This window comes from Ideonella lacteola (assembly GCF_038066555.1).
Lineage (GTDB): Bacteria > Pseudomonadota > Gammaproteobacteria > Burkholderiales > Burkholderiaceae_C > Ideonella > Ideonella lacteola.
Window position 1 is genome coordinate 62,109 of sequence record NZ_JBBUTG010000004.1, and the last position, 26,354, is coordinate 88,462.

Here is a 26,354-nt window from a genome sequence, read left to right on the forward strand (position 1 = left end):
GATGATAAGGGCCCGCCCTGCCGCAGCGCTCACCCTGGGCGGCGGTTGCCCTCCAGCTCGGCCGCCACAAAGGCGGCGAAGCGCGCCGCCACCGCACCGCCCGAGGGCGCCCACACGAGGCTGGTTTCGCACTCCGGGGCCCCCGCGCCCAGCGCCGACGGCAGCTCGCGGTAGACCACCCCCGGCCGCTGCAACAGCGTCATCGACTGCGGCACCCAGGCGATCCCGAGACCGGCCGACACCAGGTTGACGATGGTCTGCATCTGGATCGCCTCTTGCGCCACCACCGGCGAAACACCGTGCCGGTGGTAGAAGCCGAGCACCGCGTCGTACAGCGACGGGGCAATGACGCGCGGAAAGATCACCAGGGGCTGGGCCAACAGCTCGTCGGCCCGAATGCGCCGAGCCGTGGCCAGAGAGGTGGCATCAGGCAAGGCCAGCCAGAGCGGTTCACGCCCCACCGAGAGCCGCACGAGATCCTCCGGCCCCGCAGCGACGCCCGGCGCGTGCAAGACGAAGCCTGCATCGGCCTCACCTCTGGACAACGCCTCGACCTGCACATCGGTCGTCGCCTCGCGCAGCACCACCTGCACGCCAGGCTCGGCCTGCCGAAAGCCCCGAAGCCAACCCGGCAAGGGGCCGAAGGCCACCGTGGATACAAAGCCCAGCCGCAACCGGCCGACGGCCCCGCGGCCCGCCGCCTGGGCCACGCCCGGCAGCGCCGCCGCCTGCTGCAACAGGTGGCGCACCGGCTCGACCAGCGCTGCACCCGCCGCGCTGAGCGCCACCCGCCGCCGGTTGCGCTCGAACAACGTGACGCCCAGCCGGGCCTCCAACTGCTGGATGGCCATGGTCAGCGGCGGCTGTGTCATGTGCAGCCGCTGGGCCGCCTGGCCGAAATGCAAGGTCTCAGCCACGGCCAGAAACTGGCGCCAGGCACGCAGGTCGATCAAAGCGGCGTCATTCATACACGCCATATATTAATCATTACCTATGAATATATTGGACGCACAACCAGACCAGCGTGATACTCGCCGCCCAACCCCAGCCCACCCCCATCCCAGCCATTCGCGAGGAGACCCGATGAGCCTGAACCGCCGATCCAAGAACATCACCGAGGGCGTGGCCCGCGCGCCGAACCGCTCGATGTACTACGGCATGGGCTATCAGGAGGGTGATTTCGGCAAGCCTATGGTGGGCGTGGCGAACGGCCACTCGACCATCACCCCCTGCAATGCGGGCCTGCAGAAGCTGGCCGACGCGGCCGTGATCGGCCTGAAAGAGGCCGGCGCGAACCCGCAGATCTTCGGCACGCCCACGATCTCGGACGGCATGGCCATGGGCACCGAAGGCATGAAGTACAGCCTGGTGTCGCGCGAGGTGATCGCGGATTGCGTGGAGACCTGCGTGGGCGGCCAGTGGATGGACGGCGTCGTCGTCATCGGCGGCTGCGACAAGAACATGCCCGGCGGCATGATGGGCATGCTGCGCGCCAACGTGCCGTCGATCTACGTGTACGGCGGCACCATCCTGCCCGGCCACTACAAGGGGCAGGACCTGAACATCGTCAGCGTCTTCGAGGCCGTGGGCCAGTTCTCGGCCGGCAAGATGAACGAAGAAGACTTCTGCCAGATCGAGCGGCGGGCGATCCCGGGCACCGGCTCGTGCGGAGGCATGTACACCGCCAACACCATGAGCTCGGCCTTCGAAGCCCTGGGCATGAGCCTGCCCTACTCATCGACGATGGCCAACGTCGAGGAAGAAATCGTCGCCAGCGTCAAGCATTGCGCCCAGGTGCTGGTCGAGGCCATCCGGCGCGACTTGAAGCCGCGCGACATCGTCACCAAGAAGGCCATCGAGAATGCGGTGGCGGTCATCATGGCCACCGGCGGCTCGACCAATGCCGTGCTGCACTTCCTGGCCATCGCCCATGCGGCGGGCGTCGACTGGACGATCGACGACTTCGAGCGCGTGCGCCGCAAGGTGCCGGTGATCTGCGATCTCAAGCCCAGCGGCCGCTTCCTCGCCATCGATCTGCACCGGGCAGGCGGTATTCCGCAGGTGATGAAACTGCTGCTCGACGCCGGCCTGATCCACGGTGACTGCATGACCATCACCGGCAAGACCGTGGCGGAGAACCTGGCCGACGTGCCGAGCACCCCGCCGGCAGGGCAGGAAGTGATCCGCCCTATTTCTGCGCCGATGTACAGCGAGGGTCACCTGGCGATCCTGAAGGGCAACCTCTCGCCCGAAGGCTGCGTGGCCAAGATCACCGGCCTGAAGAACCCGGTCATCACCGGCCCGGCGAGGGTGTTCGACGACGAGCAATCGGCCCTGGCCGCCATCATGGCCAACCAGATCAAGGCGGGCGACGTGATGGTGCTGCGCTACCTGGGCCCGAAGGGCGGCCCCGGCATGCCTGAGATGCTGGCGCCGACCGGAGCGCTCATTGGGCAGGGCCTGGGCGAATCGGTGGGCCTGATCACCGATGGCCGCTTCTCTGGTGGCACCTGGGGCATGGTGGTGGGCCACGTGGCCCCGGAGGCCTACGAAGGCGGCACCATCGCGCTCGTCCAGGAGGGCGACTCGATCACCATCGACGCCCACCAGCTGAAGCTGCAGTTGAACGTGGACGACGCCGAGATCGCCCGGCGCCGCGCCGCCTGGAAAGCACCGGCACCGCGCTACACCCGCGGAGTGCTGGCCAAGTTCGCGAAGAACGCCAGCAGCGCCAGCAGCGGCGCCGTGCTCGACCGCTTCGAATAGCGCGAACAGCGGGCGGCCCCTACCGCAGGGGGCCTGCATGCCGCCAGCCTGACCCAATGAAAGAGGCCCCGAGGGGCCTCTTTCATTGGCACAACGGTGCCGGGACCTGCGCCGGCAAGGCGGCTGCAAAGGGGCCACCCGCTGGGGCCCGCCGCTGGCCGGGGATCAGCGGCGGCGTGAAGCGCCGCGCTGCTTCGGGTCTTTCGGGCCCAGGCCCAGGTTGTCGATGTTGCGGGCGCGGCGTTCGGCCTTGCGCTCGTCATCGCGGTTCATCTCGCGCCGCTTGGTCAGGCCGCTTGAATCCGACCAGGCCCACCACAACAGCGCGGCGATGAAGGGCCAGACCAGCTTCCACAGGTCGCCAAAGAATTCGAGGTTCCAATCGGCCATGGGGCTGACCCCGGCGATTTTGAGCACGATCAACAGAACCCCGATGATGATGAACAGCATGGCGGGCCCTCCAACGAGGCCGGTGAACGAAGTCGCCGAACGCAAGCCCGACGTCAACGGATGTTTGTAAACTGCGTTGCATGGACTGTAAACCAGTCGCACTGGCACAGTCTGCCCTGTCCCACCCTCATCACAAGGACACCATGAAAGCTCTGATTGCCCTGCTCGCCATCGCCGCCATGTCGCCGGCTTTCGCCAACGCCGACCTGGCCAAGCAAAAGAACTGCCTGGCCTGCCACGCGACCGACAAGAAGCTGGTGGGCCCGGCCTACAAGGATGTGGCCGCCAAGTACGCCGGCCAGAAGGATGCCGTGGCCAAGCTGGCCGAAAAGATCCAAAAGGGCGGCGTGGGCGTCTGGGGCCAAGTGCCGATGCCTGCCAACCCGGTGACCCCTGACGAAGCCAAGCAGTTGGCCACCTGGGTGCTCTCGATCAAGTGATCGACCTCTGAGCCCCACAAAAAGCCCCGCGCCGCGGGGCTTTTTTGTGCCCGGCGCTACCGCGGGCCGGCTTTCGCCGGCCCCTCGATCAGTTGTTCTGCGACAACTGATCGAGGATGGAGCCACCTCACAAAGCGTTCTGGTGTTCCCTCACATGGCTGCGCCATATGAGTGAACCCCGAACCCTGCCTACGGCGCTACCGCGCCTGGCCGGCTTTCGCTGGCCACTCGATCAGTTGTTCTGCGACAACTGATCGAGGATGGAGCCACCTCACAAAGCGTTCTGGTGTTCCCTCACATGGCTGCGCCATATGAGTGAACCCCGAACCCTGCCTACGGGGCTACCGCGCCGGGCCGGCTTTCGCCGGCCCCTCGATCAGTTGTTCTGCGACAACTGATCGAGGATGGAGCCACCTCACACAGCGTTCTGGTGTTCCCTCACATGGCTGCGCCATATGAGTGAACCCCGAACCCTGCCTACGGCGCTACCGCGCCTGGCCGGCTTCGCCGGCCACTCGATCAGTTGTTCTGCGACAACTGATCGAGGATGGCAGGGTTCTCCAACGTGCTGGTGTCTTGGGTGATGGCTTCGCCCTTGGCGATGGCCCGCAACAAGCGACGCATGATCTTGCCGGAGCGGGTCTTGGGCAGGTTGTCGCCAAAGCGGATGTCCTTTGGCTTGGCGATGGGGCCGATTTCCTTGCCCACGTGGTCGCGCAGCTGCTTGGCGATCGCCTTGGCCTCTTCGCCGGTCGGGCGCGGGCGCTTGAGAACGACGAAAGCACAGATGGCCTCGCCGGTGGTGTCGTCCGGTCGGCCCACCACCGCCGCCTCGGCCACCAGCTCGGTGCAGCTCACGAGTGCCGATTCGATCTCCATCGTGCCCATCCGGTGGCCCGAGACATTCAGCACGTCATCGATACGGCCCGTGATGGTGAAGTAGCCGGTCTTGGCATCCCGAATCGCGCCGTCACCGGCCAGGTAGTAGCCACGCAGCTCTGACGGGTAGTAGCTCTTCTTGAACCGGGCCGGATCACCCCAGATCGTGCGGATCATCGACGGCCAGGGCTTTTTCACCACGAGGATGCCGCCCTGCCCGTTCGGTACATCGTTACCGGTCTCATCGACGATGGCCGCCGAGATACCCGGGAAAGGCAAAGTGCACGAGCCCGGGACGAGCGTGGTGGCCCCCGGCAGCGGCGTGATCATGTGGCCGCCCGTTTCGGTTTGCCAGAAGGTGTCCACGATCGGGCAACGGCCACCGCCCACATGGTGGTGGTACCACTCCCAGGCCGCGGGGTTGATGGGCTCGCCGACCGATCCCAGGATGCGCAGGCTCGACAGGTCGTAGTGCTTGGGGTGGACGGTGTCGTTCGTCTCGGCAGCCTTGATCAGCGAGCGGATCGCCGTCGGCGCGGTGTAGAAGATGCTGACCTTGTGGTCCTGGATCATCTTCCAGAAACGGCCGGCGTCCGGGTACGTGGGCACGCCTTCGAAGACGATCTCGGTGCCACCCAGCGCCAGCGGGCCGTAGGCGATGTAGGTGTGGCCGGTGACCCAGCCGATGTCGGCGGTGCACCAGAAGATGTCGTCGGCGCGCAGATCGAAGGTCCACTTCGTCGTCAGCGCCGCGTGCAGCAGGTAGCCGCCCGTCGAGTGCTGGACGCCCTTGGGCTTGCCGGTGGAGCCTGACGTGTAAAGCAGGAACAGCGGGTGCTCGGCCTCGACCCACTCCGGCTCGCACGTGGTGGGCTGGCCCGACACCACGTCGGCCATCCACAGGTCGCGGCCGGCTGTCATGGCCACCTCGGCGCCAGAGCGCTTGACGACCAGCACGTTCTTCACCGTGTCGCAGCCGCCCAGGCCGATGGCCTCGTCGACGATGGCCTTCAGCGGCAACTGCTTGCCCCCGCGAATCTGATGGTCAGCCGTGATCACGGCCTTGGCACCGGTGTCCTCGATGCGATCGCGCAGCGACTGCGCGGAGAAGCCACCGAACACCACCGAGTGCGTGGCACCGATGCGCGCGCAAGCCTGCATCGCGGCCACACCGTCGACCGACATCGAGATGTAGATCACCACCCGGTCGCCCTTGGCGACGCCCAGCGACTTCAATCCATTGGCGATCTGGCAGGTCTTGGCCAGCAGCTCGGCGTAGGTGGTCTTGGTCACCTCGCCGCCGTCGGCTTCGAAGATCAATGCCGTCTTGTCACCCAGCCCGCGCTCGATGTTGCGATCCAGGCAGTTGTACGACGCGTTCAGCGTGCCGTCTTCAAACCACTTGAAGAAAGGCGCTTCGCTGTCGTTCAGCACCTTGGTGAAAGGCTTCTTCCAGCTCACCAGCTCGCGGGCCAGGCGGCCCCAGTAGCCGGTGTGGTCGTTCTCCGCCTCCTGGCACAGGGCCTCGTAGGCGGCCATGCCGGACACATGGGCGGTCGCCGCCAGGGCGGGTGGGGGGGCGTAGGTCTTCAGCTCTTCAGTCATCGCTTGTCTCCTCAAGACGGCAATCGGGCTGGGACGGCCGGGCACGGCGGACAGACGGACACGCCGGCCACGGGCGACCGATGGCCTGCAATGTCGTTCGAACGTCTGACGATGGCCTTACTCGGGGCGCGAGGCTGTCAAAGCCACGTCGCAAGGGGCCACCTACAATCCGCCGCCTGCCGAATCAGGACAACTGTCGCACATCGCAAGCCCTTCCATGGAACAACCGAAGAACAACTCGACGCCGCGACTGCGCCCTCTGCCGCAGCTCATCTTTGCCAGCCGCTGGCTTCAATTGCCGCTGTACCTGGGTCTGATCCTGGCGCAGGCCATTTACGTGTTCCAGTTCTGGACGGAACTGGTCCACCTGATCGAAGCCGCCTTCGGCAACCAGGATGCGCTCGCCTTGCTCGTCAAGAGCATCGGCTACAAGGCCACGCCCATCAAGGACGCCGCGGGCGTGATCATCGGCTACGAACCGCTCAGCAAGCTGAACGAGACGGTGCTGATGCTCGTGGTGCTGGGCCTGATCGACGTGGTGATGATCTCCAACCTGCTGATCATGGTGATCGTCGGTGGCTACGAGACCTTCGTCTCCCGGATGGACCTGGACGGCCACCCCGACCAGCCCGAGTGGCTGAGCCATGTGAACGCCTCGGTGCTGAAAGTGAAGCTGGCCACCGCCATCATCGGCATCAGCTCGATCCACCTGCTGAAGACGTTCATCAACGCTGAAAACTACAGCGAGAAGACGCTGCTGTGGCAGACGCTGATCCACGTCGCGTTCCTGCTCTCGGCACTGGCGATCGCGGCCGCCGACCGGGTCATGCCGCACGCCGGGCCCAAGCACTAATGCGAACCGGACCCGGCACGATAGGCGGGGACGTCCTCACCGCCGTTTATGCGAGGCCCTCGCCATCTGCAACATCCTTCGCGTAGCAAAGCGCGACGCTTGGCTGCAGATGGCGACAACCCCTTCAGAGAGTAACGCTAACGGTGCGAGAGGTCACCGTCCCGTTGGCCGGAATTTCAATACTGGGCATGCTGCCCGTAGCCAAGACGTCCACCAGGGTATTGGTCAAGGTCGAGTCCAAGGTCATCACGGTCCAGTTGGTATGGATGAATCCGCCCGCCCCGTTGAGACTCCACGAGTAGTTGATATTGACTTGGCAGGTCGCCGTGCTACCGCTGCGCGTCGCCAGCACCGTTTTACTGTTTTGGAAGGTTAAGCCACCGCTGTCAATAGCAGTGGCGACCTGACTACACTGGATCTTCCAATCTGACGGAACCGAGGACTTGAGTGTGATGTTGAACCTCAGGGCCAGGGTGCCTCCTAAGGTTGCCAGAGGCGATTCAACTCCGGTCGCCACCGCCGGTTGGGTCGCTGCGATGAAACTGCCCGTCTTGGCATCGAGGAACCCCGGGACCAAACCCTTCTGAGGACCAACGGCCCAGGCGGACCCGCTGGCGGCCATCGCGCCGAGCACCAGCGCACGGACGAGGGGATGATTGAGCATTGCTTTCTCCTAGGTTTCAGATCTGATTGGAACGCCCCGGCAACACATTGAAGCTCACGTGTCGGGTCTCGCCAGATCCTAATGTCATTTCAATGATCCCCATGCTCACGGACCAGCCACAACGTAGGGATAGAGATGGGCGCGGCTTGAGTAAACTTCACAGGTTGATCTCGCCGTCGCTGTTCAGGGCGCGGCCAGCCGGCATCGAATCGTTCCATTTCCCACCCGCCCCATGACCACCATCCGCCAGGCCGACCTCGTCGAATCCGTCGCGAGCGCACTGCAGTACATCAGCTACTACCATCCGACGGACTACATCGCCCACCTGGCGCGCGCCTATGAGCGCGAGCAGAGCGCGGCGGCCAAGGACGCGATCGCCCAGATCCTGACCAACTCGCGCATGAGCGCCGAGGGGCGTCGCCCGATCTGCCAGGACACCGGCATCGTCAACGTGTTCCTCAAGATCGGCATGGACGTGAAGTGGGACGGCTTCACCGGCTCGATCGCCGACGCCATCAACCAGGGCGTGCGTCAGGGTTACATGAACCCCGAGAACGTGCTGCGCGCTTCGGTGCTGGCCGACCCGATCTTCGAGCGCAAGAACACCAAGGACAACACCCCCGCCGTGATCCACATGGAGGTGGTGCCGGGCAACACGGTCGAGGTGACCGTGGCGGCCAAGGGCGGCGGCAGCGAGAACAAGAGCAAGATGTACATGCTCAACCCCAGCGACAGCCTGGTCGACTGGGTGTTGAAGACGGTGCCGACGATGGGTGCGGGCTGGTGCCCCCCGGGCATGCTGGGCATCGGCATCGGTGGCACCGCCGAGAAGGCCGTGCTGCTGGCCAAAGAAGCGTTGATGGACGACATCGACATGTACGAACTGCTGCAGCGCGGCCCGAGCAACAAGCTGGAAGAACTGCGCATCGAGCTGTACGAGAAGGTCAACGCGCTGGGCATCGGCGCCCAGGGCCTTGGCGGCCTGACCACCGTGCTCGACGTGAAGATCAAGACCTTCCCGACCCACGCCGCGTCGCTGCCTGTGGCGATGATCCCGAACTGTGCCGCCACGCGGCACGCCCACTTCGTGCTGGATGGCTCTGGCGCCGTCCACCTCGATCCGCCCAGCCTCGATCTGTGGCCGGACGTGCATTGGGCGCCCGACTACAACAAGAGCAAGCGCGTCGACCTGAACAAGCTGACCAAGGAAGAAGTCGCCAGCTGGAAACACGGCGACACCCTGCTGCTGAACGGCAAGATGCTCACCGGCCGCGACGCGGCGCACAAGCGCATCCAGGACATGCTGGCCAAGGGCGAGCCGCTGCCGGTGGACTTCACCAACCGGGTCATCTACTACGTCGGCCCGGTCGACCCGGTTCGCGACGAGGTCGTCGGCCCGGCCGGTCCCACCACCGCCACGCGGATGGACAAGTTCACCCGCATGATGCTGGAGAAGACCGGCCTGATCGCGATGGTGGGCAAGGCCGAGCGCGGCCCGACCGCCATCGACGCCATCAAGGACAACCGCAGCGCCTACCTGATGGCGGTCGGCGGCGCCGCCTACCTCGTGTCCAAGGCCATCAAGGCCGCGAAGGTGGTCGGCTTCGCCGACCTGGGCATGGAAGCGATCTACGAGTTCGACGTGGTCGACATGCCGGTCACCGTGGCAGTGGATGCCGGCGGCGCCAGCGCCCACATCGAGGGCCCGAAGATCTGGCAAGGCAAGATCGGCAAGATCCCGGTCACGGCGGCCTGACGACACTCACCGCGCCGCCCGCAGGCGGTCGGTTTCCAAAAGACAAGGGGCGCTCTGAGGCGCCCCTTGTTGTTTCAGACGGCCAAGCCGGGAGGCCCACCCGAAGGCCTGGCAGGCACGTCCGCCGGCAGTCCCCGCACCACCCGCTGGGGATACGGAATCTCGATGCCGTGCTCGGTCAGGCAGCGGAGGATGGCGATGTTGACATCCGATCGTGCTCCGCCGGCGCCGTTCTCAGGGTCGACGATCCAGAAGCTGATGGTCAGCTCCAGCCCATCAGCAGCGAAGGCCGAGAGTTGCACCGACGGTTCCGGGTCGGCCATGACTCGGGGGACCGTGCGTATGGCGTCGATCATCTTGGGGCGCAGGCTGTCCAGATCGGTGCCGTAGGCCACCTGCACCTGCGTCGTCAACAAGACCTTGGGATCGGCCAGCGACGAGTTCTCGACCCGCTGGGTGATCAGCATCTCGTTCGGCACGATGGCCTCCCGGCCGTTGAGCGCGCGGATCACCGTGTAACGCGTGGCGATGTCGGTGATGCGGCCCTCGAAGCCGTCCACCCGCACCATGTCGCCAATGCGCAATGACCGCTCGGCCAGGATCACAAAGCCGCTCACATAGTTGGCCGCCAGCTTCTGCAGACCGAAACCCAGGCCCACCCCGACCGCGCCGCCGAGCACCGACAAGGCGGTGAGATCGATGCCCACCGTGGTCAGCGCGAGCAACAGGCCGAAGAACGTCAGCAAGGCGCGCACCGCGTTGGCGGCCGCCTTTCGCAGCGACAGCTCCTCTCCGTAAGCCCCGCGAAGCAGGCGCGATTCGATGGCGGCCGACACCCACAGCACCAGCACCAGCACGAACCCCGTCAGCAACGCGCCTTCGACCAAGCTGCGCACCGACACCTTGGCGCCGCCGACCTTCCAGTGGATGTCGTCCAGCTCGTCCATCACCACCGGCAGCAGCCCGGTGATCCAGCCCACCACCGCCAACCATGCAAGCCAGGAGATCACCCGCTCGGCCAGCCGCATGACCCGCGAATGGGGGAATGCGGCCGTCAACACCCGCGCCGACAACCGGATCACCGCGAAAGAGACGAGCACCGGGATCACGATCTTGAACAGCGCCAGCGGCACGCCCATCACCGGCAGCAAGCGTCGGGCGGCATAGGCCAAGGCCAAGGCAAGCGCTGGAAACAGCACCCCGTCCACGATCTGCCGGCCAAACCACACCGATTGCGGCGGCACCTCGCGCCCGCGCACCAGGCGAACGATCAACCACGCCAGTGCCAGGCAGCCCACCACGACGGCCGCCTCGATCAAGGCGCTGGAATGCGACAGGGCCGCCAGCAGTTCGTCCAGCGTGACGGCCGGCAGGATGGAAGAGTTGCTCATGCCGCGGATTGTCTCAGCCCCGGCATGCGGTCCACGCCCATTAGACGCCGGCGAGCACCCTCAGGTGAGCCGCCACGCTGCGGGCCAGGGCGCTGAGCGCGTAGCCGCCTTCCAGGCAAGAGACGATGCGTCGGCCAGCGTGCCGTTCGGCCACATCGACGATGCGGCGAGTGATCCACTCGTAGTCGGCCTCGACGAGACCCAGTTGCCCCAGGTCGTCTTCGCGGTGGGCATCGAAGCCGGCAGAGATGAAGATCATCTGGGGCCGGAAGGCCTCCAGCCGCGGCATCCAATTGGCCTCGATCAGCTCGCGGACCTCGCCGCCGCGGGTGTACGCTGGCACCGGCAGGTTGATCATGTTCGTGCCCATGGGCACGCCGCCGCTGAACGGGTAGAGCTGGTCCTGGAAGAAGCTCACCATCAGCACGCGGTCGTCGTTGGCGATGATGTCTTCAGTGCCGTTGCCATGGTGCACGTCGAAATCGACGATGGCCACGCGCTCCAGCCCTCGCACGTCCAGCGCGTGCCGCGCAGCGATGGCCACGTTGTTGAAGAAGCAGAAACCCATCGCCTTGTCGCGGGTGGCGTGGTGGCCCGGTGGACGGATGGCGCAGAACGCGTTCTCGGCGCGACCATCGAGCACCGCGTCGGTGGCCGCCACGGCCGCGCCCGCGGCCCGCATGGCCGCCTGCCACGTGGCGGGGCAGACGGTGGTGTCGGGGTCGAGCGCGCGATGCTCGCGGCGTTCAGCCGCCTGTTCCATGAACTCGCACAGCTCGCTCACATAGCGCGAGGTGTGGGCCAGCGCCAGATCGTCGCGCTGGGCCAGCGGGGCGTCCAGCCGCGTCAGTGCCACGTCCAGCCCGGTGGCGATCAAGTGGTCTTCGATCGCATCCAGGCGCGCCGGGCATTCCGGGTGGCCGCGGCCCATGTCGTGGGCTCGGCAGTCGGGGTGTGAAAAGTAGGCTGTGGTCATCGTGGCAACAAACGCATGCCGGTTCGATCTTGAGCTATCGTGGCCTCACCATGATGAGCCCCACCCTGCAGTCTCGATTGACCCAGCTCAAGGATCAGATTAGCACGATCATCGTCGGCAAGTCCGAGCAGATCGACGACAGCATCGCCTGCCTGCTGGCCGGCGGCCACCTGCTCGTCGAAGACGTGCCCGGGGTGGGCAAGACCACCCTGGCCCACGCGCTGGCGGTGTCACTCGGCCTGCAGTTTGCCCGGGCGCAGTTCACCGCCGATCTGATGCCCAGCGACCTGATCGGTGTGTCGGTCTACGAGCGCGCCAAGGAAGAATTCGTCTTCCATCCCGGCCCCATCTTCGCGCAGGTGCTGCTGGCCGACGAGATCAACCGGGCCGGCCCCAAAACACAGAGCGCGCTGCTCGAGGCGATGGAAGAGCACCAGATCAGCAGCGACGGGCAGACCCGGCCGTTGCCTTCGCCCTTCTTCGTCATTGCCACGCAGAACCCCACCGACCAGCTGGGCACCTACCCGCTTCCCGAGAGCCAGCTCGACCGCTTCCTGATGTGCATCACGCTCGGCTACCCCGATCGCCGGGCAGAGCGCGCATTGCTCGCCGGGGAGGATCGCCGCGACGCCATCGCCCGGCTGCAGCCGGTGATGAGCCTGGCCGAGCTGCAGGCCATGATGGCGACGGTGCCGCAGGTGCACGCCTCTGACGCCCTGCTGGACTATCTGCAAGCCCTGATCGCCGCGACCCGCTCGGGCCAGTGGTTCATCGAAGGCATGTCGCCCCGCGCGGGCATTGCGGTGCTGCGGGTGGCGCGAGCGCGGGCGCTGATGACGGGCCGCGACCACGTCACGCCGGACGACCTGCAGGCCGTGCTGCCGCAAGCCATCGCGCACCGGCTGGTGCCCGTGCCGGGCGCCGGCCGGGGCCGGCGCGAGCAGGTTCGCGCCATGGTCGACGCGGTGGCGCTGCCCTGAAGCGCCGGTGGTGTCGAACGTGCTGCGGGCGATACGGCGCCGCATCGAGATCTGGTGGGAAGGCCGGCACCAACCCTCCGAGCAATGGGTGCTCAGCCAGCGCAACATCTACATCGTGCCCACACGCGCCGGGCTGTTCTTCGGCATGACGCTGATGGTGCTGCTGGTCGGCTCGATCAACTACCAGCTCAACCTCGGCTACGCCCTCACCTTCTTGCTCGCCGGCAGCGCGCTCGCGTCCATGCACATGACGCACAACAGCCTGCGGGGCCTGACGCTGCATGCGCGGGCACCGGCGCCGGTGTTCGCGGGTGACCGAGCCACCCTGGAGCTGGTGGTGACCAACCCCGGCGCAGCGCGGCATGGCCTGGGCTTCGGTGCGCGGCAAGGCCAAGGGCCGGTGCAACTGGCATTCGCAGAGATCACCGCGGCCGGCCAGTCCCCCGTGGTGATCGGCGTGCTGGCCGAGCAGCGCGGCTTGCACCCCCTGCCACTGCTGAAGATCGAAACCCGGTTCCCCTTCGGCCTGTTCAGGGCCTGGTCGTTGTGGCGGCCTGCCGGGCAGCTGTGCGTCTATCCGCGACCCGAGCAGCCGGCGGCGGCGCTGCCGCCCGCGGCCCCGGTGGCCGGTGGCATGGCGCCGGCCCGCAGCGCCTCGGGCGGTGAGTTCGACGGCCTGCGGCCCTGGCGACGGGGTGACACGCTGCGCCAGGTGGCGTGGAAGAAGGTCGCACGCACGGGCGAGCTGGTCAGCCGCGAAGGCCGCGAATCGGCTCGACACGAGCTGTGGCTCGACTGGTCTTCCACTCGTCAGCCCGAGACCGAGGCCCGGCTGTCGCGCCTGGCCGCCTGGGTGTTGATGGCCGAACGGCAGGGCCTGGCCTATGGCCTGCGCCTGCCGGGCCTCGAACTGCCGCCCCAGCAGGGGGCCGGCCACCGGCATGCCGCGTTGAGCGCGCTGGCCGCCTGGTCATGAGGGCGGGCCCGGCATGTTGAGCGCATCGATGCCCCGCTGGTTTGGCGCCGGCCACAGCCGCGACACGCGGGACACCCTCTTCATGCTGCTGGTCATCGGCTGGACGATCGCGCCGCATGTGCTGCGGCTGCAGCCGTGGGTGGGGCTGCTGTGTGGCGTGGTGCTGTTCTGGCGCGGCTCGCTCGCCCTGCGACAGGCGCCCCTGCCCGGCAGGTGGTCGCTGGTCGGCACCCTGGTGCTGGCGGCCGCCCTCACCTACTGGACCGAGCGCACCCTGATCGGCAAGGACGCCGGGGTCACCCTGCTGGTGGTGCTGATGGCCTTGAAGACGCTGGAGCTGCGGGCACGCCGCGATGCGCTGGTCGTCTTCTTCCTGGGCTTCTTCCTGGTGCTGACCCAGTTCCTGTATTCGCAGACCCTGTGGACGGCGCTGGCGATGGGGCTGTCGGTGTGGGGCTGGCTGACGGCGCTGACGCTCGCGCACATGCCCGCCGGCCGCCCGCGCCTGCGCGACGCCGCCGGCCTCGCAGGCCGCGCTGCCCTGGTGGGCACACCGGTGATGATCGCGCTGTTCCTGCTGTTCCCGCGCATCGGCCCGCTGTGGGGCATGCCAGGCGCCGGTGCGCGCACCGGCCTGTCAGACAACCTGCAGCTGGGCGACGTGGCGGCACTGGCCAACGACGACAGCATCGCCTTTCGCCTGCGTTTCGAAGGCACGCCCCCTCCGGCGGAAGCGCTGTACTTCCGCGGCCCGGTGCTGTCTGAGTACGACGGCAAGGAGTGGCGGGTCGACAGCTTCAGCCCCCCGGCGTCGGGCCAAGCGCCGGCAGAAGGCGCGCCGATCTACCGCTACGAAATGACGCTGGAGCCGCTGCGCATCCTCTGGCTGCCTTTGCTCGAAGGCACGCGCCAAGCCCCGTTGGCGACGCCCCCGATCAATGGCATGCCGACGCAGCCCGACCTGTCCGGCCAATGGCGTTTGCGCCGGCCACAGGGCGAACGCGTCGTTCTCAAGGCGAGCGCCGATCTGCAAGGCCCCGATCCGGTGCTGAGCCCCTTCGGGCGGCGCGGCCTCACCTTCGTGCCGGCGAACCGCCACCCCCGCACCCGCGCCTGGGCACAGGCCCTGCGAAGCCAGCCCGAGTGGCGCGAGGCCGACGCCACCGCGTTGGCCGGCGCGGTGCTTCAGCACATCCGCCGCCAACCCTACGTCTACACGCTGGAGCCCGGCGTCTACACCACCGACCCGATCGACGAGTTCTGGCTCGACCGGCGCGAAGGCTTCTGCGAGCACTACTCGGCCTCGTTCGTGGTGATCATGCGCCTGCTGGGGATTCCGGCGCGCATCGTCACCGGCTACCAAGGCACCGACTTCCTGCCCGTTGACGATTACTACATCGTGCGACAGAGCCATGCCCACGCGTGGGCCGAGTATTGGCAGGCCGGTCGCGGCTGGGTCCGCGCCGATCCCACCGCCGCGGTGGCGCCCGAGCGCATCCGCCGCAGCGAGGCCCTGCGCGCCCCGCCCGGCCTGATCGCGGGCGCCTTCGAAGCGGTGAGCCCTGATCTTCGGCTGCGCTTTCGCACCTTCTTCGAGGCCATCGACAACCGTTGGAACCAATGGGTGCTCACCTACGGCCGGCGCGAGCAGTTCGATCTGATGAACCAGCTCGGCGTGAAGGCGCCCGATCTGTTGTCGCTGGTGCGAGCGCTCGTGATGTTGGTGGTCGTGGCCGGCCTGCTCGGTGCGGTGTGGGCCTGGTTCGATGCGCGGCGGCAAAGCCCCTGGCAACGGTTGCGGCAAGACATCGCTCGCGAGCTCGCGCGGCTGGGCATCGAGGTGCGACCGAGCGACACGCTGTCCACACTGGCGGGCCGCTTGAAAGAGCGCCGTGGCGCCACGGCCGACAACGCCATCGCGGCCCTGATGGCACTCGAGCAGCACCGTTATGGCCGGCCGGGCCAGGGCGGAACGCCGCCCGGCTGGTGGAGAAGCTTCAAGCAGGCGATGTCGACTTTGCGCTGACACCCACGCCCGACAGCGCGCATCCGCGCCCCTGTGCTCCCCTCTACACCGCTCCGCGCCCTCTTCGCACGCGGCAGCGTCAGCCGGCGCCCATCGATAATCCATCGATGACGATTCATTCCGCGGGACAAGCCCGCCAGTTCCCCGTGTTCCCCGGCATCGCGCCGGCGATGCTCAGTCTTCTCTTGGCCGGCGGGCTCGCGCAGCCGGTGCAGGCCGCGCCCGGTGCTTCGGCCGCCGTGAAGGCAGACAGCGCACCCGACGTGGTCACCTATGGCCGCCGCGACGACGTGGTGTCGTTTGCCCAGCAAGCCGCAGAGCGACAAGGCTTCAGCGCCGACTGGGCCATCGAGCAGCTCGCCCAGTCGCGCTACCAACCGAGCGTGGCCCGGTTGGTGATGCCGCCGCCCGCGGGCACGGCCAAGAACTGGGAGGCCTACCGCAACCGCTTTGTCGAGCCGCAGCGCATCCGCGAAGGCTTGCGCTGGTGGCTGGCCCATGAGCGCTGGCTCGACGAGGCAGAGTCGCGTTGGGGTGTGCCGGCGGACATCGTCGTCGCGATCGTGGGCGTTGAGACCTTCTACGGCCGCATCACGGGCAACTTCAAAGTGCTCGACGCGCTGGCCACCTTGTCGTTCGATTTCCCCAGCGGCCGCTCTGATCGCAGCGGCTTCTACCGGCAGGAGCTGGAGGCCTTTCTGGCCTGGTGCGCGGCCGAGCAACGCGACCCGCAAAGCATCAAGGGTTCATACGCCGGCGCGATGGGCCTGCCGCAGTTCATGCCCAGCACACTGCGCAAGTACGCAATCGACTTCGATGGCGATGGCCGCATCGACCTGGACGGCAACGGCGCCGACGTCATCGGCAGCGTGGCGCACTACTTCGCCCAGTTCGGCTGGGAGCGAGGCCTGCCGACGCACTTTGCGGTGACCCCTCCCGAAGAGCTGAAAGAACGTGCCCTGCTGCTGGCGCCCGACATCGTGCCCAGCTTCACCGCCCAGCAGTTCGCCGAGCGGGGCGCCCGGCTGGACGCCGCGGGCCGCGCGCACGAGGGGCAGTTGGCGCTGGTGATGCTGCAGAACGGCGACGGCGAGCCCAGCTACGTGGCCGGCACCCGCAACTTCTACGTCGTCACACGCTACAACTGGTCGAGCTACTACGCGATGGCGGTGATCGAGCTGGCGCGCTCGCTGCGCCAAATGCGGCCGCCGTCGGTGGCCGCCGGGCTGGCTGCCTCGCCCGGCCCAGGCGCCCCCAGTGTCCAGATCAGCCCACCCGCAGGCAAACCCGTCGGCCCCCAGGCTGACGCGCTGCCCGCAGCGGCGGCGGCCGAAGCCGCCGCCGCGCCGGGTGAAGCGGCCACGTCCGGCCGCTGAGCCCGGCTTACCAAGCCATCTCGCCCTTGCGCACCTTGGCGCCAATGTCCAACGCCACGCCGAGGCCCGCATCCGGGTAGGCGGCTTTCATCGCATCGATCAAGGCCTTCGCATCGGCGGCACGCGCCGCCTCGGCATCGAATCGCTGGAGGTAGTCTCGCGTGTAGCGGATGCTGCTCGCATCGAGCGGCGTGTTCGCAGCCATGTGGCCGGGCACCACCAGCGTCGGCTTCAAGGCGGCCAACTCGTCCAGTTGGGCGAGCCAGGCCTGCCGCTCTTCCAAACGCTGGGTGTCGGCCGTCCACACATGCAAACGCCCAAACACGGCGACATTGCCTACGACGGCCGAGATCGACGGGATCCAGACATACGGCCGATGCGCCAACGGGCCAGTGGTGCCGCGAATTTCCACCGTCTGGCCATCGACGCTCAGGCTCGAGCCCGACAACGCCTGCGGCAGCACCGGCGCCGTCGGCGCGTTGGCGCCCATCTTCGGCCCCCAGAAGCCGAGCTTCGCGCTCATCTTGGCCTGGATCTTCTCGCGAACAGCCGGTGTGGCCACCACCTGCGCCTGCGGGAACACCGCCTTCAGCGTCTCCGCACCAAAGTAATAGTCGGGATCGGCATTGCTGACGAGGATGGTCTTGAGCGTCTTGCCGGTGTCCAGCACATTGGCGGCGATGCGGTAGGCGTCGGCACGGCTGAAGCCCGTGTCAATGACCAACGCTTCGCTGGCGCCACTGACGACGACCGCATTCACGTGAAAGCTCTGGGCCGGCGCGTTGTAGACCTGAACCTGCAGCGGCGGGGTATCGGCCGCGGCGGCGGATTGCAGAGTGACGGCGACGGTGGCGGCAACGAGGGTCTGGCGAAACATGAAGGTGTCCTTGGAGTGGATGAATGACAGTGGCGCCACTTTAGTTTCACCAATCGAGCAGATAAACTGCCAATCTCTCGCATCACTGTTTCTTAATTCGATCAAATAATGGACCGTTTGACCGCCATGCAGGTCTTTTGCGAGGTGGCCACTGGAGGCAGTTTCAGTGCGGCGGCCGAGCGTCTGGACATGTCCCGTGCCATGGTCACGCGACACGTCGCCCACATCGAGCAATGGCTGGGCACCCGACTGCTGCAGCGCACGACACGCCGGGTCACCCTCACCGACGCTGGCGAGCAGGCCCTGCGCCGTTGCCAGCAGTTGTTGGCCCTCGTCAGCGAGGCCGAAGACGAGATCGCGCCGCCGGATGGCACGCTGCGCGGCCAGTTGCGCATCACCTGCAGCATGTCGTTCGGGCACGCCCACCTGGCCGCGGCATTGAGCGACTTTCTGGCGCGTCACCCGCACCTGAAGATCGATCTCGACCTGGGAGACCGGGCGGTGAACCTCGTCGAGGCCCGCATCGATCTGGCGATCCGCATCAGCAACGATCCCGACCCCATGTTGATCGCCCGGCCCCTGGCCCCGTGCGACTCGGTCCTCGTCGCATCGCCCGATTACCTGGCGCGACACGGCACGCCACAAGCGCCCGCCGATCTGGCCCGGCACGCCTGCCTGGGCCACACGAACTTCGGCCGCAGCACTTGGCGTTTCACCCGCGACGAATCGATGGAGCAGGTCAGCGTGGCCACGCGCCTGACCGCCAACGACTCGACCGCCTTGCTGCACGCAGCCATGGCCGGCGGCGGCGTGTCCCTGCTGCCCACCTACCTCGCGCAGCCATGGATCCATCGGGGCGACCTGTGCGCACTGTTGCCGCTGTGGTCGCCGCCTCCGATGACGATCTACGCGCTCTACCCGTCGCGTCGACACCTGCCACCCGCCGTGCGGGCCTTGCTCGATTTCCTGATCGAACGCTTCGCCACGCCGCGCTGGTAGCAGCCAAGCGTCCGTCGGCGGGTCAAACCGGAAGCCAGCTTCCGCCCGCAGGCATCCACTCGCACCCGAAGATCTCGCGCAAAGGCGCGGCCTGCAGCATCTCGTCGACAGGGCCGGCTCGCCACTGGCCGTCGCCCATCAGCGCGAGCACGTGGGTCGCAGCACGCGCCACCCAATGCATGTCGTGGCTGCTCATCACCAGCGCGCGGCCAGGACGGCGGCTGGCCCAATCGGCCGCCCAGCGCGCCACGATGCCCTGGTGCGCGGGGTCCTGGAAAGCGATCGGCTCGTCCAGCAGCAACAGCGGCGCGCCCTGTACCGCCGCCTGGGCGATCGCCACCCGTTGGCGTTCACCGCCCGAGAGCCGGGTCGACACGCGATCGCGCAAATGCTGGATGTCCAGCCCCTGCAACTCCACGTCGAGATCGCGCGCGCCCTCTGGCTGCACCACCGACAGCGCCAGCAAGCGGCGCACCGGCAAGGCAAAGCGGTCAGCGGGCTGCTGCGGCATCCAGGCTCGCCAGCAGGCGGCCTCTGCCGCGGGCCATTCCTGTTGGGGGCGACGATGCCACCGCACCTCACCCGCTCGGCCCGCCACCGACAGGCCCGCCAGCGCCCGCAGCAAGCTGCTCTTGCCTACGGCATTGCGCCCGATGAGACACCAGCGCTCGCCCTCCTGCACGGCCCAGTTCAAGCCCTTCACCAGGTGTTGCTCGCCGGCCCACAGGTCGAGTTGGCGGGTTTCCAGCAGGCTCACCGCGCCCCCCGGACCAGCAGCGCAATGAAGCACGGGGCGCCGAGCAAGGCCATCACCGCGCCCACCGGCAGTTCCATCGGCACCGCCGCCATGCGTGCCACCAGATCGGCGGCGACCAGCAAAGTGGCGCCACCGATCGCACTCAAGCCCGCCAGCTCGCGTGTCTGCTGCACACCAGTCAAGCGCCAGGCCTGCGGCACCACAAGGCCGATGAAGCCGACCGCCCCAGCCGTCGCCACCGCCAGCCCCACGCAGAGCCCCGCCGCCGCCAGCAGCTCCAGCCGAAGGCGACGCACGGGCTCACCCAACAGACCGGCGGCTTCGGCACCGAGCATCAGGCGGTCCACCGATCGACCCCGCCACAACAACCCAGCCAACACCAACAGCGCGCCCGCCAGGCACAAGCCACCATCTCGGGCCGCCGACAGATCGCCCACCAGCCAGAAGATCGCGCCGCGCAGCCGCTCGTCGGGCGTCAGCATCAACAGCAGCGTGGCCACTGCACCGAACAGCGCGGCCAACATGGCACCCACGAGGATCAGGCGGGGCGACGCATCGTCGGTCGACGCCAGCGCAGAACGGGCGAGCCAGAGCAGCAGCGCGCCCGCGGCCACCGCACCCGCCGCAGCCCCCAGCCACACGCCCAGCCCGAGCATCATCGCGGCCAAGGCGCCCACCGACGCACCGCCCGAGGTGCCCAGCACGTAGGGATCAGCCAGCGGGTTGCGCAGCAGCACTTGCATCATCAAACCCGCCAACGCCAGCAGTGCGCCCACGCCCGCCGCGGCCAGGACGCGCGGCCACCGCAGCGTCACGATCAGGTGGGTGTCCCAGCCACCGCTGCCCACGGCAAGCGCGAGCGCCACCACCATGCTGGCGCCGACGAGCGCGAGCCCCCAACGCAGAGGCAAGGAAGACGGACTCACGGGGTGCGACGGCGCGGGTTCATGGCCAAGCCGCGCATTGTCCATGCCAAGCTGCACAAGGCGCGCCCGCCTCTCACTCCGTTGCCCGCCCTGCAGCTCGGGAACCCATGCCTACAATCGGGTTTCCCCAGTTCACCCGAAGGCCCATGTCACGCCTGCCGGATCTCGCCGAGCGCATCGATCGCCTCGTGTTGCGCCACGAGGAGCTTGCACGCACCAACGCGCTGCTCAACGAGCAGTTGCAAGGCGTGACCGCCGAGCGCGACAGCCTCAAGTCGCGGCTGGCCGCGGCACGTGCGCGCATCGATGCGCTGCTCGACCGCCTGCCGATCGAGAAAGCCTCGCCGGGGGCTGCTGAATGAAGCAGATCGAGGTGACGATCCTCGGGCAGAGCTACCTGCTGGCCTGCCCGGAAGGTGGTGAAGCGCTGCTGCACTCGGCCGTGTCCACGGTCGATCAGGAGATGAGCGCCATCCGCGACGCCGGCAAGGTCAAAGCCCGCGAGCGCATGGCCGTGCTGGCCGCGCTGAATCTGGCCTATCGGCTGGCCGAGCGCCCTGCCGCGCCGCCCCCCCGGCCGCCGTCGGATGACACGCCGCTGTCCCATCGCTACAGCGAGGCCCTGATCGACAGCCTGATCGAGCGGCTCGACGCCACCCTCGGAGACGACGGCCAGTTACTCTGACCGGCCCCGCACCACTCGAGAGGCTTTTTTCTCGTCGGGTATCGGTGCAAACGCTGTGCGAAGCAACGCGCAGCGCCTAGAATCAAACCGTCCATCGCATCCGCGTGGGTTTTATATTTCCTTGAACCGATGCTCTCGCGAGCCCGGGCTTGGAACATCGCCTGGCTGGTGTGATCGTCTCGCGTCAGATGAACCCGAAGCCGTGCTGACCTCGCCCACCTGAATCCCCTGGGTTCAGGAATGCGGCCTACGGTTTGCGGTGGACACCTCTTCCCTCCCTCTGCCTGCCCGGGCGCTCGCAGACAAGCGCCGCGGCGACGCCAACCGATGCCTCATCAATTCTGGCTGATGAAGAGCGAGCCCGATGAGGCTTCGATCGACCACCTGGCCGCTGCCCCTCAACAGACCCTGCCGTGGACGGGGGTACGCAACTACCAGGCCCGCAACTTCATGCGCGATCAGATGCGCATCGGCGACGGCGTGCTGTTCTATCACTCGTCATGTGCCGAGCCTGGCGTGGCCGGGCTGGCCGAGGTGGCCAGCGAGGCCTACACCGACGAAACGCAGTTCGACTCAACGAGCCCGTATTTCGATCCGAAGTCCTCGCGCGACGCCCCTCGCTGGCAGCATGTCGACGTGAAGCTGGTCAAGAAGACACGCCTGTTGCCGCTGAAGGACATGCGACATGCGCCGGAGCTCGCCGGCATGCGGCTGCTGCAGCCGGGCAGCCGCCTCTCGATCACGCCGGTGACGCCCGACGAATGGCGTGCGGTGCTGGCCCGCTTGGGCGAGGCGGGCTGACACCGATGGAAGCACTGTCCCAGCTCCCGCCCACCCTCATCGCCGAGCTGTTGGCGCTCGGCATCGGCGCCGGTTTCCTCGCGGGCCTTTTTGGCATCGGCGGTGGCATGCTGCTGGTGCCTTTCATGACACTGATCCTCAGCCATCGCGGGGTGAATAACAACCTGTCGGTGAAGATGGCCATCGCCACCTCGATGGCCACCATCCTGTTCACCTCACTGTCGAGCGTGCGTGCGCACCACCGCCGCGGCGCCGTCCGTTGGCCGATCGTGCGGGGCATGGCACCGGGCATCCTGCTCGGTGGCTTGTTGGCGGGTGCGGGCGCGTTCGCTGTGCTCAAGGGTCAGGCCCTGGCACTGGTATTCGGCCTCTTCGTGGCTTTCTCGGCCACGCAGATGCTGCGCGGCAAGAAGCCTGCCGCAAACCGCCAGATGCCGCGCTGGCAGGGGCAGACCGCAGCCGGAGCGGGCATCGGCTTTCTGTCGGGCCTGGTCGGCGCCGGTGGTGGGTTCGTCAGCGTGCCGTTCATGACCTGGTGCAACGTTCCCATTCACAACGCGGTGGCAACCAGCGCGGCCCTGGGCGTTCCGGTGGCGGTGGCGAGCACGCTCGGCTATGTGATCGGCGGCTGGAGCATGCCCGCCGCGCTGCCAGGCGCCTTCGGCTACCTCTATCTGCCAGCGCTCGCGCTCATCGCAGCGGCCAGCGTGACGATGGCGCCGCTGGGTGCGCGCGCCGCCCATGCCATGAATGTGGCGCAACTCAAGCGCGCGTTCGCCGTCTTGCTCTACGGGCTGGCGATCTACATGCTCTACAAGGCTTTCGGTTGAGCTGACGTGGCGCCCTTGGATGTCGTGATCATTGGTGCAGGCGCCGCGGGGCTGTTCTGCGCCGCGCAGGCTGGCCAGCGCGGGCTCAAGGTGCTGCTGATCGACCACGCAGCGAAGGTGGCGGAGAAGATCCGCATCTCGGGCGGAGGCCGCTGCAATTTCACCAACCGCGAGGCGTCGCCGGCAAAGTTCCTGTCGGACAACCCGCATTTCTGCCGATCCGCGCTGGCCCGATACACCGCGGCCGATTTCATCGCCTTGGTGCAGAAGCACCGGATCGCCTTCCACGAGAAGCACAAGGGCCAACTCTTCTGCGACGAGTCGGCCGAGCAGATCATCGCGATGCTGCTGAGCGAGTGCGAAGCCGGTGGCGTCACCAGATGGCAACCCTGCAAAGTGGCCGGCGTTCGGCGCACCGACTCGGGCTGGGCCGTGGACACCGAACGCGGCGAAGTGCACACCAACGCGGTGGTCATCGCCACCGGCGGCCTGCCGGTGCCGAAGATCGGGGCCACCGATTTCGGTCTGCGGCTCGCTGAGCGGCTGGGCCACCGCATCGTCACCCCCCGTGCGGCGTTGGTTCCTCTCACCTTCGATGCCGCGCACTGGGCGCCTTTCATCCCCATGGCCGGCATCGCACTGCCGGTGGCCATCTCCACCACCAACCCAGGCCGGCGGGGAACGGTGCGTACCGAGTTCCTGGAAGACCTCCTGTTCACCCATCGGGGGATCTCCGGCCCGGCGGTGCTGCAGATTTCCAGCTTCTGGCGCGGCGGTCAGCCGATCGAGATCGACCTGGCGCCCGGCCGAGACCTGTCTGCCGATCTGGCAGATGCCAAGTCGCGCTCACGTCGCCAGTTGGCCAATGAACTGGCGAGCTGGCTGCCCCAGCGCCTGGCCGACACCTGGCTGGCGCTGCACGGCCCCGCCGCAGACTTGCCCATGCCTCAGTTGCCGGACGCTGCCCGCAAGCAGCTGGCCAACGGCCTGCAGCATTGGACGCTGCACCCCACCGGCGACGAAGGCTGGCGCAAGGCCGAGGTGATGGCAGGCGGCGTGGACACGCGTGACCTGAGTTCGCAGACCATGGAAAGCCGGCTCCACCCGGGCCTGTATTTCATCGGCGAGGTGGTCGATGTCACCGGCTGGTTGGGGGGATACAACTTCCAGTGGGCATGGTCCAGCGGGTATGCCTGTGCCGAGGCCTTGGCCGTCGCCACACGGCCTGAGCAATGAATTTGGCAAAACCTCCAAATTCAGAGTAGAATCGCAGTCTTTGCTGGCAAACCGCGTGTCGATCTTGCGAAACTCGAGTTCGATGCGGCAGAGCTGAGCTGCTCTTTCAACCGTCAGGGCAGCCGCAAACCGCACCGGCGCAAGGCACCGAGCGCATCCATCCCGAAGGATTCTTCAGTCAATGACAACCATCCGTGTCAAGGAAAACGAGCCGTTCGACGTGGCGCTGCGCCGCTTCAAGCGCACCATCGAGAAGCTGGGCCTGCTGACCGAACTGCGCGCTCGCGAGTTCTACGAAAAGCCCACCTCCGAGCGCAAGCGCAAGAAGGCTGCCGCCGTGAAGCGCCACTACAAGCGCGTTCGCAGCATGCAGCTGCCCAAGAAGCTGTACTGATTCCGGTACGCTTGCGCCACTAGCGCAGCTCGTTCCAGAAAGCCCGCGCGGGACGCCGTTGCGGGCTTTTTGCATTCTTGGCACCGGCCCTGCAGCCGAGCCATCTCACGGGAACATCGATGACGACTCTGAAAGAACGCATCACCGAAGACATGAAGGCCGCGATGCGGGCCAAGGAAACCGATCGCCTGTCCACCATCCGCATGCTGCTGGCTGCCTGCAAGCAAAAAGAGGTCGACGAGCGCATCGAGCTCGACGACGCTGCCGTGATCGGCATCGTCGACAAGCTGATCAAGCAGCGCAAGGATTCGATCGCAGCCTTCCAACAGGCCGGCCGCACCGATCTCGCCGACAAGGAGACCGCCGAAGTCCAGGTGCTCAACGCCTACCTGCCTCAGCGACTGACGGCCGATGAAATCGCCGCCGAAGTGACCGCGATCGTGGCCGAGCTGGGGGCCGCAGGCCCGGGCGACATGGGCAAGGTGATGGGCGCGGTGAAGGCCAAACTGGCTGGCAAGGCGGACATGGGCCTCGTCTCTGCCGCAGTGAAGCAAGCCCTGTCGAAGTAACGGAGCACGCCACGATGGAAACCTCATTGCCGATCCGCCAGGTGGCCGACGACGTCTGCGTCGCCCCCCAACTCACCCCTGAGGCCATGGCCGAGCTGGCCCGGCTGGGGTTTCGTAGCGTGGTGAACAACCGCCCGGATTTCGAACACGGCCGCGACCAGCCGACCAGTGCGGCCATCGAGCAGGCCGCCAAGGCGGCCGGTCTCGAGTACCGGTTCCTGCCCGTCAATGGGGGATACCAGTCGCCCGAAGAAATCGCCGCGTTCGGCCGCCTGCTCGCCGAGTTGCCCAAACCGATGCTGGCCTTCTGCCGCTCGGGTGCCCGCTCGACCAAGCTCTTCGTCTCGGCCACTCACGGCTGAGCGACACAGCACCTGCGGGCGCTCAAGGCGCCCGTCGCGTGCCCGCTGCGGCGCGCGATAGTGCTTTCCCTGAGGGCGCCAACGATTAAGGCGCGTTTCAGGCACCTCCCGATACATTGCGATCGATCGGCACATCCTGCTCGTTCACGGGCGGCGTGCCGGCTCATCATCCATCGTTCGGAGCTGCCGCCATGTTCGTCGCCCGCCTCGCGCCCTGTCTTGCCAGGAGCGCGCCATGAAAGCCCTGCTTGCCGTTGCCCACGGCATTGATTGGCTGACCGATCGCTTCGGCAAGATCGCCGCTTGGTCAGTGATCCTGTCGTGCTTCATCAGCGCCAGCAACGCCGTGGTGCGTTATGGATTCGACTACAGCTCCAACGCCTTCCTCGAAGTGCAGTGGTACCTGTTCGCCGCATGCGTCATGTTCGGTGCAGCCCAGGTGCTGCGCCTGAATGAGCATGTGCGCGTCGACCTCATCTACTCCCGCCTGAGCGGTCGCGGCAAGGTCTTCGTCGACCTCTTCGGCCTGCTGTGCTTCCTGGTGCCGGTGATGCTCACGATGATCCATTTCTCGTGGCCTCTGTTCGTGCGCTGGTATGTCTCGGGCGAAATGTCCAACAACGCGGGCGGCCTGGTACGTTGGCCGGCCATGCTCACATTGCCTCTGGGCTTCGCGCTGGTGCTGCTGCAAGGCATCGGCGAAACGATCAAACGCATCGGCTGGCTGATGCACGCGTACGAGATGGACACGCACTACGAAAGGCCGCTGCAATGACCAGC

Annotated in this window: 27 protein-coding genes and 1 other RNA gene; 19 read left to right on the forward strand and 9 right to left on the reverse strand. The window is 67.0% G+C overall.

Annotation, left to right across the window (positions count from 1 at the left end; genetic code table 11):
* Nucleotides 1–29 precede the first annotated feature (29 nt).
* Nucleotides 30–968 carry a LysR family transcriptional regulator gene (locus AACH06_RS08250; protein WP_341425173.1) on the reverse strand — a complete coding sequence of 313 codons (939 nt, stop codon included), beginning with the start codon at nt 966–968 and terminating at the stop codon, nt 30–32.
* A gap of 115 nt (nt 969–1,083) precedes the next feature.
* Between AACH06_RS08250 and ilvD the strand changes: the two genes are divergently transcribed.
* Nucleotides 1,084–2,766 carry a dihydroxy-acid dehydratase gene (gene ilvD / locus AACH06_RS08255; RefSeq protein ID WP_341425174.1) on the forward strand — a complete coding sequence of 561 codons (1,683 nt, stop codon included), beginning with the start codon at nt 1,084–1,086 and terminating at the stop codon, nt 2,764–2,766.
* A 165-nt stretch (nt 2,767–2,931) separates the two neighbouring features.
* On the opposite strand, the gene AACH06_RS08260 is transcribed toward ilvD, so the two are convergent.
* A complete protein-coding gene (locus tag AACH06_RS08260; RefSeq protein ID WP_341425175.1) occupies nt 2,932–3,216 on the reverse strand; it encodes a TIGR04438 family Trp-rich protein in 285 nt (94 codons plus the stop codon).
* 143 nt (nt 3,217–3,359) lie between these two features.
* Here AACH06_RS08260 and AACH06_RS08265 point away from each other — a divergent pair, with 143 nt between their 5' ends.
* Complete coding sequence (locus AACH06_RS08265) at nt 3,360–3,656, forward strand: c-type cytochrome (protein WP_341425176.1); 297 nt, start codon at nt 3,360–3,362, stop codon at nt 3,654–3,656.
* 519 nt (nt 3,657–4,175) lie between these two features.
* Here the strand turns inward: AACH06_RS08265 and acs are convergent.
* A complete protein-coding gene (acs, locus tag AACH06_RS08270) occupies nt 4,176–6,140 on the reverse strand; it encodes an acetate--CoA ligase (RefSeq protein ID WP_341425177.1) in 1,965 nt (654 codons plus the stop codon).
* A gap of 217 nt (nt 6,141–6,357) precedes the next feature.
* Here acs and AACH06_RS08275 point away from each other — a divergent pair, with 217 nt between their 5' ends.
* Complete coding sequence (locus AACH06_RS08275; protein ID WP_341425178.1) at nt 6,358–6,993, forward strand: TIGR00645 family protein; 636 nt, start codon at nt 6,358–6,360, stop codon at nt 6,991–6,993.
* A 124-nt stretch (nt 6,994–7,117) separates the two neighbouring features.
* On the opposite strand, the gene AACH06_RS08280 is transcribed toward AACH06_RS08275, so the two are convergent.
* Complete coding sequence (locus tag AACH06_RS08280; RefSeq protein WP_341425179.1) at nt 7,118–7,657, reverse strand: hypothetical protein; 540 nt, start codon at nt 7,655–7,657, stop codon at nt 7,118–7,120.
* A gap of 232 nt (nt 7,658–7,889) precedes the next feature.
* Here AACH06_RS08280 and AACH06_RS08285 point away from each other — a divergent pair, with 232 nt between their 5' ends.
* Nucleotides 7,890–9,413 carry a fumarate hydratase gene (locus AACH06_RS08285; protein WP_341425180.1) on the forward strand — a complete coding sequence of 508 codons (1,524 nt, stop codon included), beginning with the start codon at nt 7,890–7,892 and terminating at the stop codon, nt 9,411–9,413.
* Nucleotides 9,414–9,487: 74 nt separating this feature from the next.
* Here the strand turns inward: AACH06_RS08285 and AACH06_RS08290 are convergent, their stop codons facing one another.
* Complete coding sequence (locus AACH06_RS08290; RefSeq protein WP_341425181.1) at nt 9,488–10,804, reverse strand: mechanosensitive ion channel family protein; 1,317 nt, start codon at nt 10,802–10,804, stop codon at nt 9,488–9,490.
* Nucleotides 10,805–10,844: 40 nt separating this feature from the next.
* Nucleotides 10,845–11,780: a histone deacetylase family protein gene (locus tag AACH06_RS08295; protein ID WP_341425182.1), complete on the reverse strand. Its 936-nt coding sequence runs from the start codon at nt 11,778–11,780 to the stop codon at nt 10,845–10,847.
* Between the two features lie 50 nt (nt 11,781–11,830).
* On the opposite strand from AACH06_RS08295, the gene AACH06_RS08300 reads away from it, so the two are divergent.
* From AACH06_RS08300 to mltB, 4 genes are all read left to right on the forward strand, one after another.
* Nucleotides 11,831–12,760: an AAA family ATPase gene (locus AACH06_RS08300; protein ID WP_341425183.1), complete on the forward strand. Its 930-nt coding sequence runs from the start codon at nt 11,831–11,833 to the stop codon at nt 12,758–12,760.
* Between the two features lie 10 nt (nt 12,761–12,770).
* Nucleotides 12,771–13,736, forward strand: coding sequence for a DUF58 domain-containing protein (locus AACH06_RS08305; protein WP_341425184.1), 966 nt, complete (start codon nt 12,771–12,773; stop codon nt 13,734–13,736).
* Nucleotides 13,737–13,764: 28 nt separating this feature from the next.
* Complete coding sequence (locus tag AACH06_RS08310) at nt 13,765–15,762, forward strand: transglutaminase TgpA family protein (RefSeq protein ID WP_341425185.1); 1,998 nt, start codon at nt 13,765–13,767, stop codon at nt 15,760–15,762.
* 107 nt (nt 15,763–15,869) lie between these two features.
* Nucleotides 15,870–17,138 carry a lytic murein transglycosylase B gene (mltB, locus tag AACH06_RS08315; protein WP_341425186.1) on the forward strand — a complete coding sequence of 423 codons (1,269 nt, stop codon included), beginning with the start codon at nt 15,870–15,872 and terminating at the stop codon, nt 17,136–17,138.
* Between the two features lie 7 nt (nt 17,139–17,145).
* On the opposite strand, the gene AACH06_RS08320 is transcribed toward mltB, so the two are convergent.
* Nucleotides 17,146–18,015, reverse strand: coding sequence for an MBL fold metallo-hydrolase (locus tag AACH06_RS08320; protein ID WP_341425187.1), 870 nt, complete (start codon nt 18,013–18,015; stop codon nt 17,146–17,148).
* Between the two features lie 108 nt (nt 18,016–18,123).
* Between AACH06_RS08320 and AACH06_RS08325 the strand changes: the two genes are divergently transcribed.
* The gene (locus tag AACH06_RS08325; protein WP_341425188.1) at nt 18,124–19,014 is read left to right on the forward strand and encodes a LysR family transcriptional regulator; all 891 of its coding nucleotides are present in this window, start codon (nt 18,124–18,126) and stop codon (nt 19,012–19,014) included.
* A gap of 22 nt (nt 19,015–19,036) precedes the next feature.
* Here the strand turns inward: AACH06_RS08325 and AACH06_RS08330 are convergent, their stop codons facing one another.
* Both AACH06_RS08330 and AACH06_RS08335 read right to left on the reverse strand, forming a co-directional pair.
* On the reverse strand, nt 19,037–19,771 hold the full coding sequence (locus AACH06_RS08330) for an ABC transporter ATP-binding protein (protein WP_341425189.1): 735 nt from the start codon (nt 19,769–19,771) through the stop codon (nt 19,037–19,039).
* Nucleotides 19,768–20,697 (reverse strand): FecCD family ABC transporter permease, encoded by a 930-nt coding sequence (locus AACH06_RS08335; protein WP_341425191.1) that lies wholly within the window; start codon nt 20,695–20,697, stop codon nt 19,768–19,770. The genes AACH06_RS08330 and AACH06_RS08335 overlap by 4 nt, the downstream gene beginning before the upstream one ends.
* Before the next feature lie 146 nt (nt 20,698–20,843).
* Between AACH06_RS08335 and AACH06_RS08340 the strand changes: the two genes are divergently transcribed.
* The 10 genes from AACH06_RS08340 (at nt 20,844) to AACH06_RS08380 (ending at nt 26,349) form a co-directional block, all read left to right on the forward strand.
* Nucleotides 20,844–21,059 carry a DUF904 domain-containing protein gene (locus AACH06_RS08340; RefSeq protein ID WP_341425192.1) on the forward strand — a complete coding sequence of 72 codons (216 nt, stop codon included), beginning with the start codon at nt 20,844–20,846 and terminating at the stop codon, nt 21,057–21,059.
* Entirely contained in the window at nt 21,056–21,382 is a 327-nt protein-coding gene (locus AACH06_RS08345) for a cell division protein ZapA (protein ID WP_341425193.1), read from the forward strand. Before AACH06_RS08340 ends, AACH06_RS08345 begins: the two co-directional genes overlap by 4 nt.
* 87 nt (nt 21,383–21,469) lie before the next feature.
* Nucleotides 21,470–21,650: non-coding RNA, 6S RNA (ssrS, locus tag AACH06_RS30160), on the forward strand.
* Nucleotides 21,651–21,709: 59 nt separating this feature from the next.
* Complete coding sequence (locus AACH06_RS08350) at nt 21,710–22,183, forward strand: EVE domain-containing protein (RefSeq protein WP_341425194.1); 474 nt, start codon at nt 21,710–21,712, stop codon at nt 22,181–22,183.
* Between the two features lie 5 nt (nt 22,184–22,188).
* Nucleotides 22,189–23,013 (forward strand): sulfite exporter TauE/SafE family protein, encoded by an 825-nt coding sequence (locus AACH06_RS08355; protein WP_341425195.1) that lies wholly within the window; start codon nt 22,189–22,191, stop codon nt 23,011–23,013.
* 6 nt (nt 23,014–23,019) lie between these two features.
* A complete protein-coding gene (locus AACH06_RS08360; protein ID WP_341425196.1) occupies nt 23,020–24,249 on the forward strand; it encodes a BaiN/RdsA family NAD(P)/FAD-dependent oxidoreductase in 1,230 nt (409 codons plus the stop codon).
* Between the two features lie 181 nt (nt 24,250–24,430).
* Complete coding sequence (gene rpsU, locus AACH06_RS08365; RefSeq protein WP_009551973.1) at nt 24,431–24,643, forward strand: 30S ribosomal protein S21; 213 nt, start codon at nt 24,431–24,433, stop codon at nt 24,641–24,643.
* 119 nt (nt 24,644–24,762) lie between these two features.
* Nucleotides 24,763–25,212, forward strand: a complete 450-nt coding sequence (locus tag AACH06_RS08370) for a GatB/YqeY domain-containing protein (RefSeq protein WP_341425197.1) — start codon at nt 24,763–24,765, stop codon at nt 25,210–25,212.
* Between the two features lie 14 nt (nt 25,213–25,226).
* The gene (locus tag AACH06_RS08375; protein ID WP_341425198.1) at nt 25,227–25,574 is read left to right on the forward strand and encodes a protein tyrosine phosphatase family protein; all 348 of its coding nucleotides are present in this window, start codon (nt 25,227–25,229) and stop codon (nt 25,572–25,574) included.
* A 235-nt stretch (nt 25,575–25,809) separates the two neighbouring features.
* Nucleotides 25,810–26,349, forward strand: coding sequence for a TRAP transporter small permease subunit (locus AACH06_RS08380; protein WP_341425199.1), 540 nt, complete (start codon nt 25,810–25,812; stop codon nt 26,347–26,349).
* Nucleotides 26,350–26,354 lie beyond the last annotated feature (5 nt).

Coding starts and splice junctions, on each gene's coding strand:
- AACH06_RS08250 (WP_341425173.1), bottom strand. CDS start 968: ATGAATGACGCCGCTTTGATCGACCTGCGTGCCTGGCGCCAGTTTCTG.
- ilvD (WP_341425174.1), top strand. CDS start 1,084: ATGAGCCTGAACCGCCGATCCAAGAACATCACCGAGGGCGTGGCCCGC.
- AACH06_RS08260 (WP_341425175.1), bottom strand. CDS start 3,216: ATGCTGTTCATCATCATCGGGGTTCTGTTGATCGTGCTCAAAATCGCC.
- AACH06_RS08265 (WP_341425176.1), top strand. CDS start 3,360: ATGAAAGCTCTGATTGCCCTGCTCGCCATCGCCGCCATGTCGCCGGCT.
- acs (WP_341425177.1), bottom strand. CDS start 6,140: ATGACTGAAGAGCTGAAGACCTACGCCCCCCCACCCGCCCTGGCGGCG.
- AACH06_RS08275 (WP_341425178.1), top strand. CDS start 6,358: ATGGAACAACCGAAGAACAACTCGACGCCGCGACTGCGCCCTCTGCCG.
- AACH06_RS08280 (WP_341425179.1), bottom strand. CDS start 7,657: ATGCTCAATCATCCCCTCGTCCGTGCGCTGGTGCTCGGCGCGATGGCC.
- AACH06_RS08285 (WP_341425180.1), top strand. CDS start 7,890: ATGACCACCATCCGCCAGGCCGACCTCGTCGAATCCGTCGCGAGCGCA.
- AACH06_RS08290 (WP_341425181.1), bottom strand. CDS start 10,804: ATGAGCAACTCTTCCATCCTGCCGGCCGTCACGCTGGACGAACTGCTG.
- AACH06_RS08295 (WP_341425182.1), bottom strand. CDS start 11,780: ATGACCACAGCCTACTTTTCACACCCCGACTGCCGAGCCCACGACATG.
- AACH06_RS08300 (WP_341425183.1), top strand. CDS start 11,831: ATGATGAGCCCCACCCTGCAGTCTCGATTGACCCAGCTCAAGGATCAG.
- AACH06_RS08310 (WP_341425185.1), top strand. CDS start 13,765: ATGCCCCGCTGGTTTGGCGCCGGCCACAGCCGCGACACGCGGGACACC.
- mltB (WP_341425186.1), top strand. CDS start 15,870: ATGACGATTCATTCCGCGGGACAAGCCCGCCAGTTCCCCGTGTTCCCC.
- AACH06_RS08320 (WP_341425187.1), bottom strand. CDS start 18,015: ATGTTTCGCCAGACCCTCGTTGCCGCCACCGTCGCCGTCACTCTGCAA.
- AACH06_RS08325 (WP_341425188.1), top strand. CDS start 18,124: ATGGACCGTTTGACCGCCATGCAGGTCTTTTGCGAGGTGGCCACTGGA.
- AACH06_RS08340 (WP_341425192.1), top strand. CDS start 20,844: ATGTCACGCCTGCCGGATCTCGCCGAGCGCATCGATCGCCTCGTGTTG.
- AACH06_RS08345 (WP_341425193.1), top strand. CDS start 21,056: ATGAAGCAGATCGAGGTGACGATCCTCGGGCAGAGCTACCTGCTGGCC.
- AACH06_RS08350 (WP_341425194.1), top strand. CDS start 21,710: ATGCCTCATCAATTCTGGCTGATGAAGAGCGAGCCCGATGAGGCTTCG.
- AACH06_RS08355 (WP_341425195.1), top strand. CDS start 22,189: ATGGAAGCACTGTCCCAGCTCCCGCCCACCCTCATCGCCGAGCTGTTG.
- rpsU (WP_009551973.1), top strand. CDS start 24,431: ATGACAACCATCCGTGTCAAGGAAAACGAGCCGTTCGACGTGGCGCTG.
- AACH06_RS08370 (WP_341425197.1), top strand. CDS start 24,763: ATGACGACTCTGAAAGAACGCATCACCGAAGACATGAAGGCCGCGATG.
- AACH06_RS08375 (WP_341425198.1), top strand. CDS start 25,227: ATGGAAACCTCATTGCCGATCCGCCAGGTGGCCGACGACGTCTGCGTC.
- AACH06_RS08380 (WP_341425199.1), top strand. CDS start 25,810: ATGAAAGCCCTGCTTGCCGTTGCCCACGGCATTGATTGGCTGACCGAT.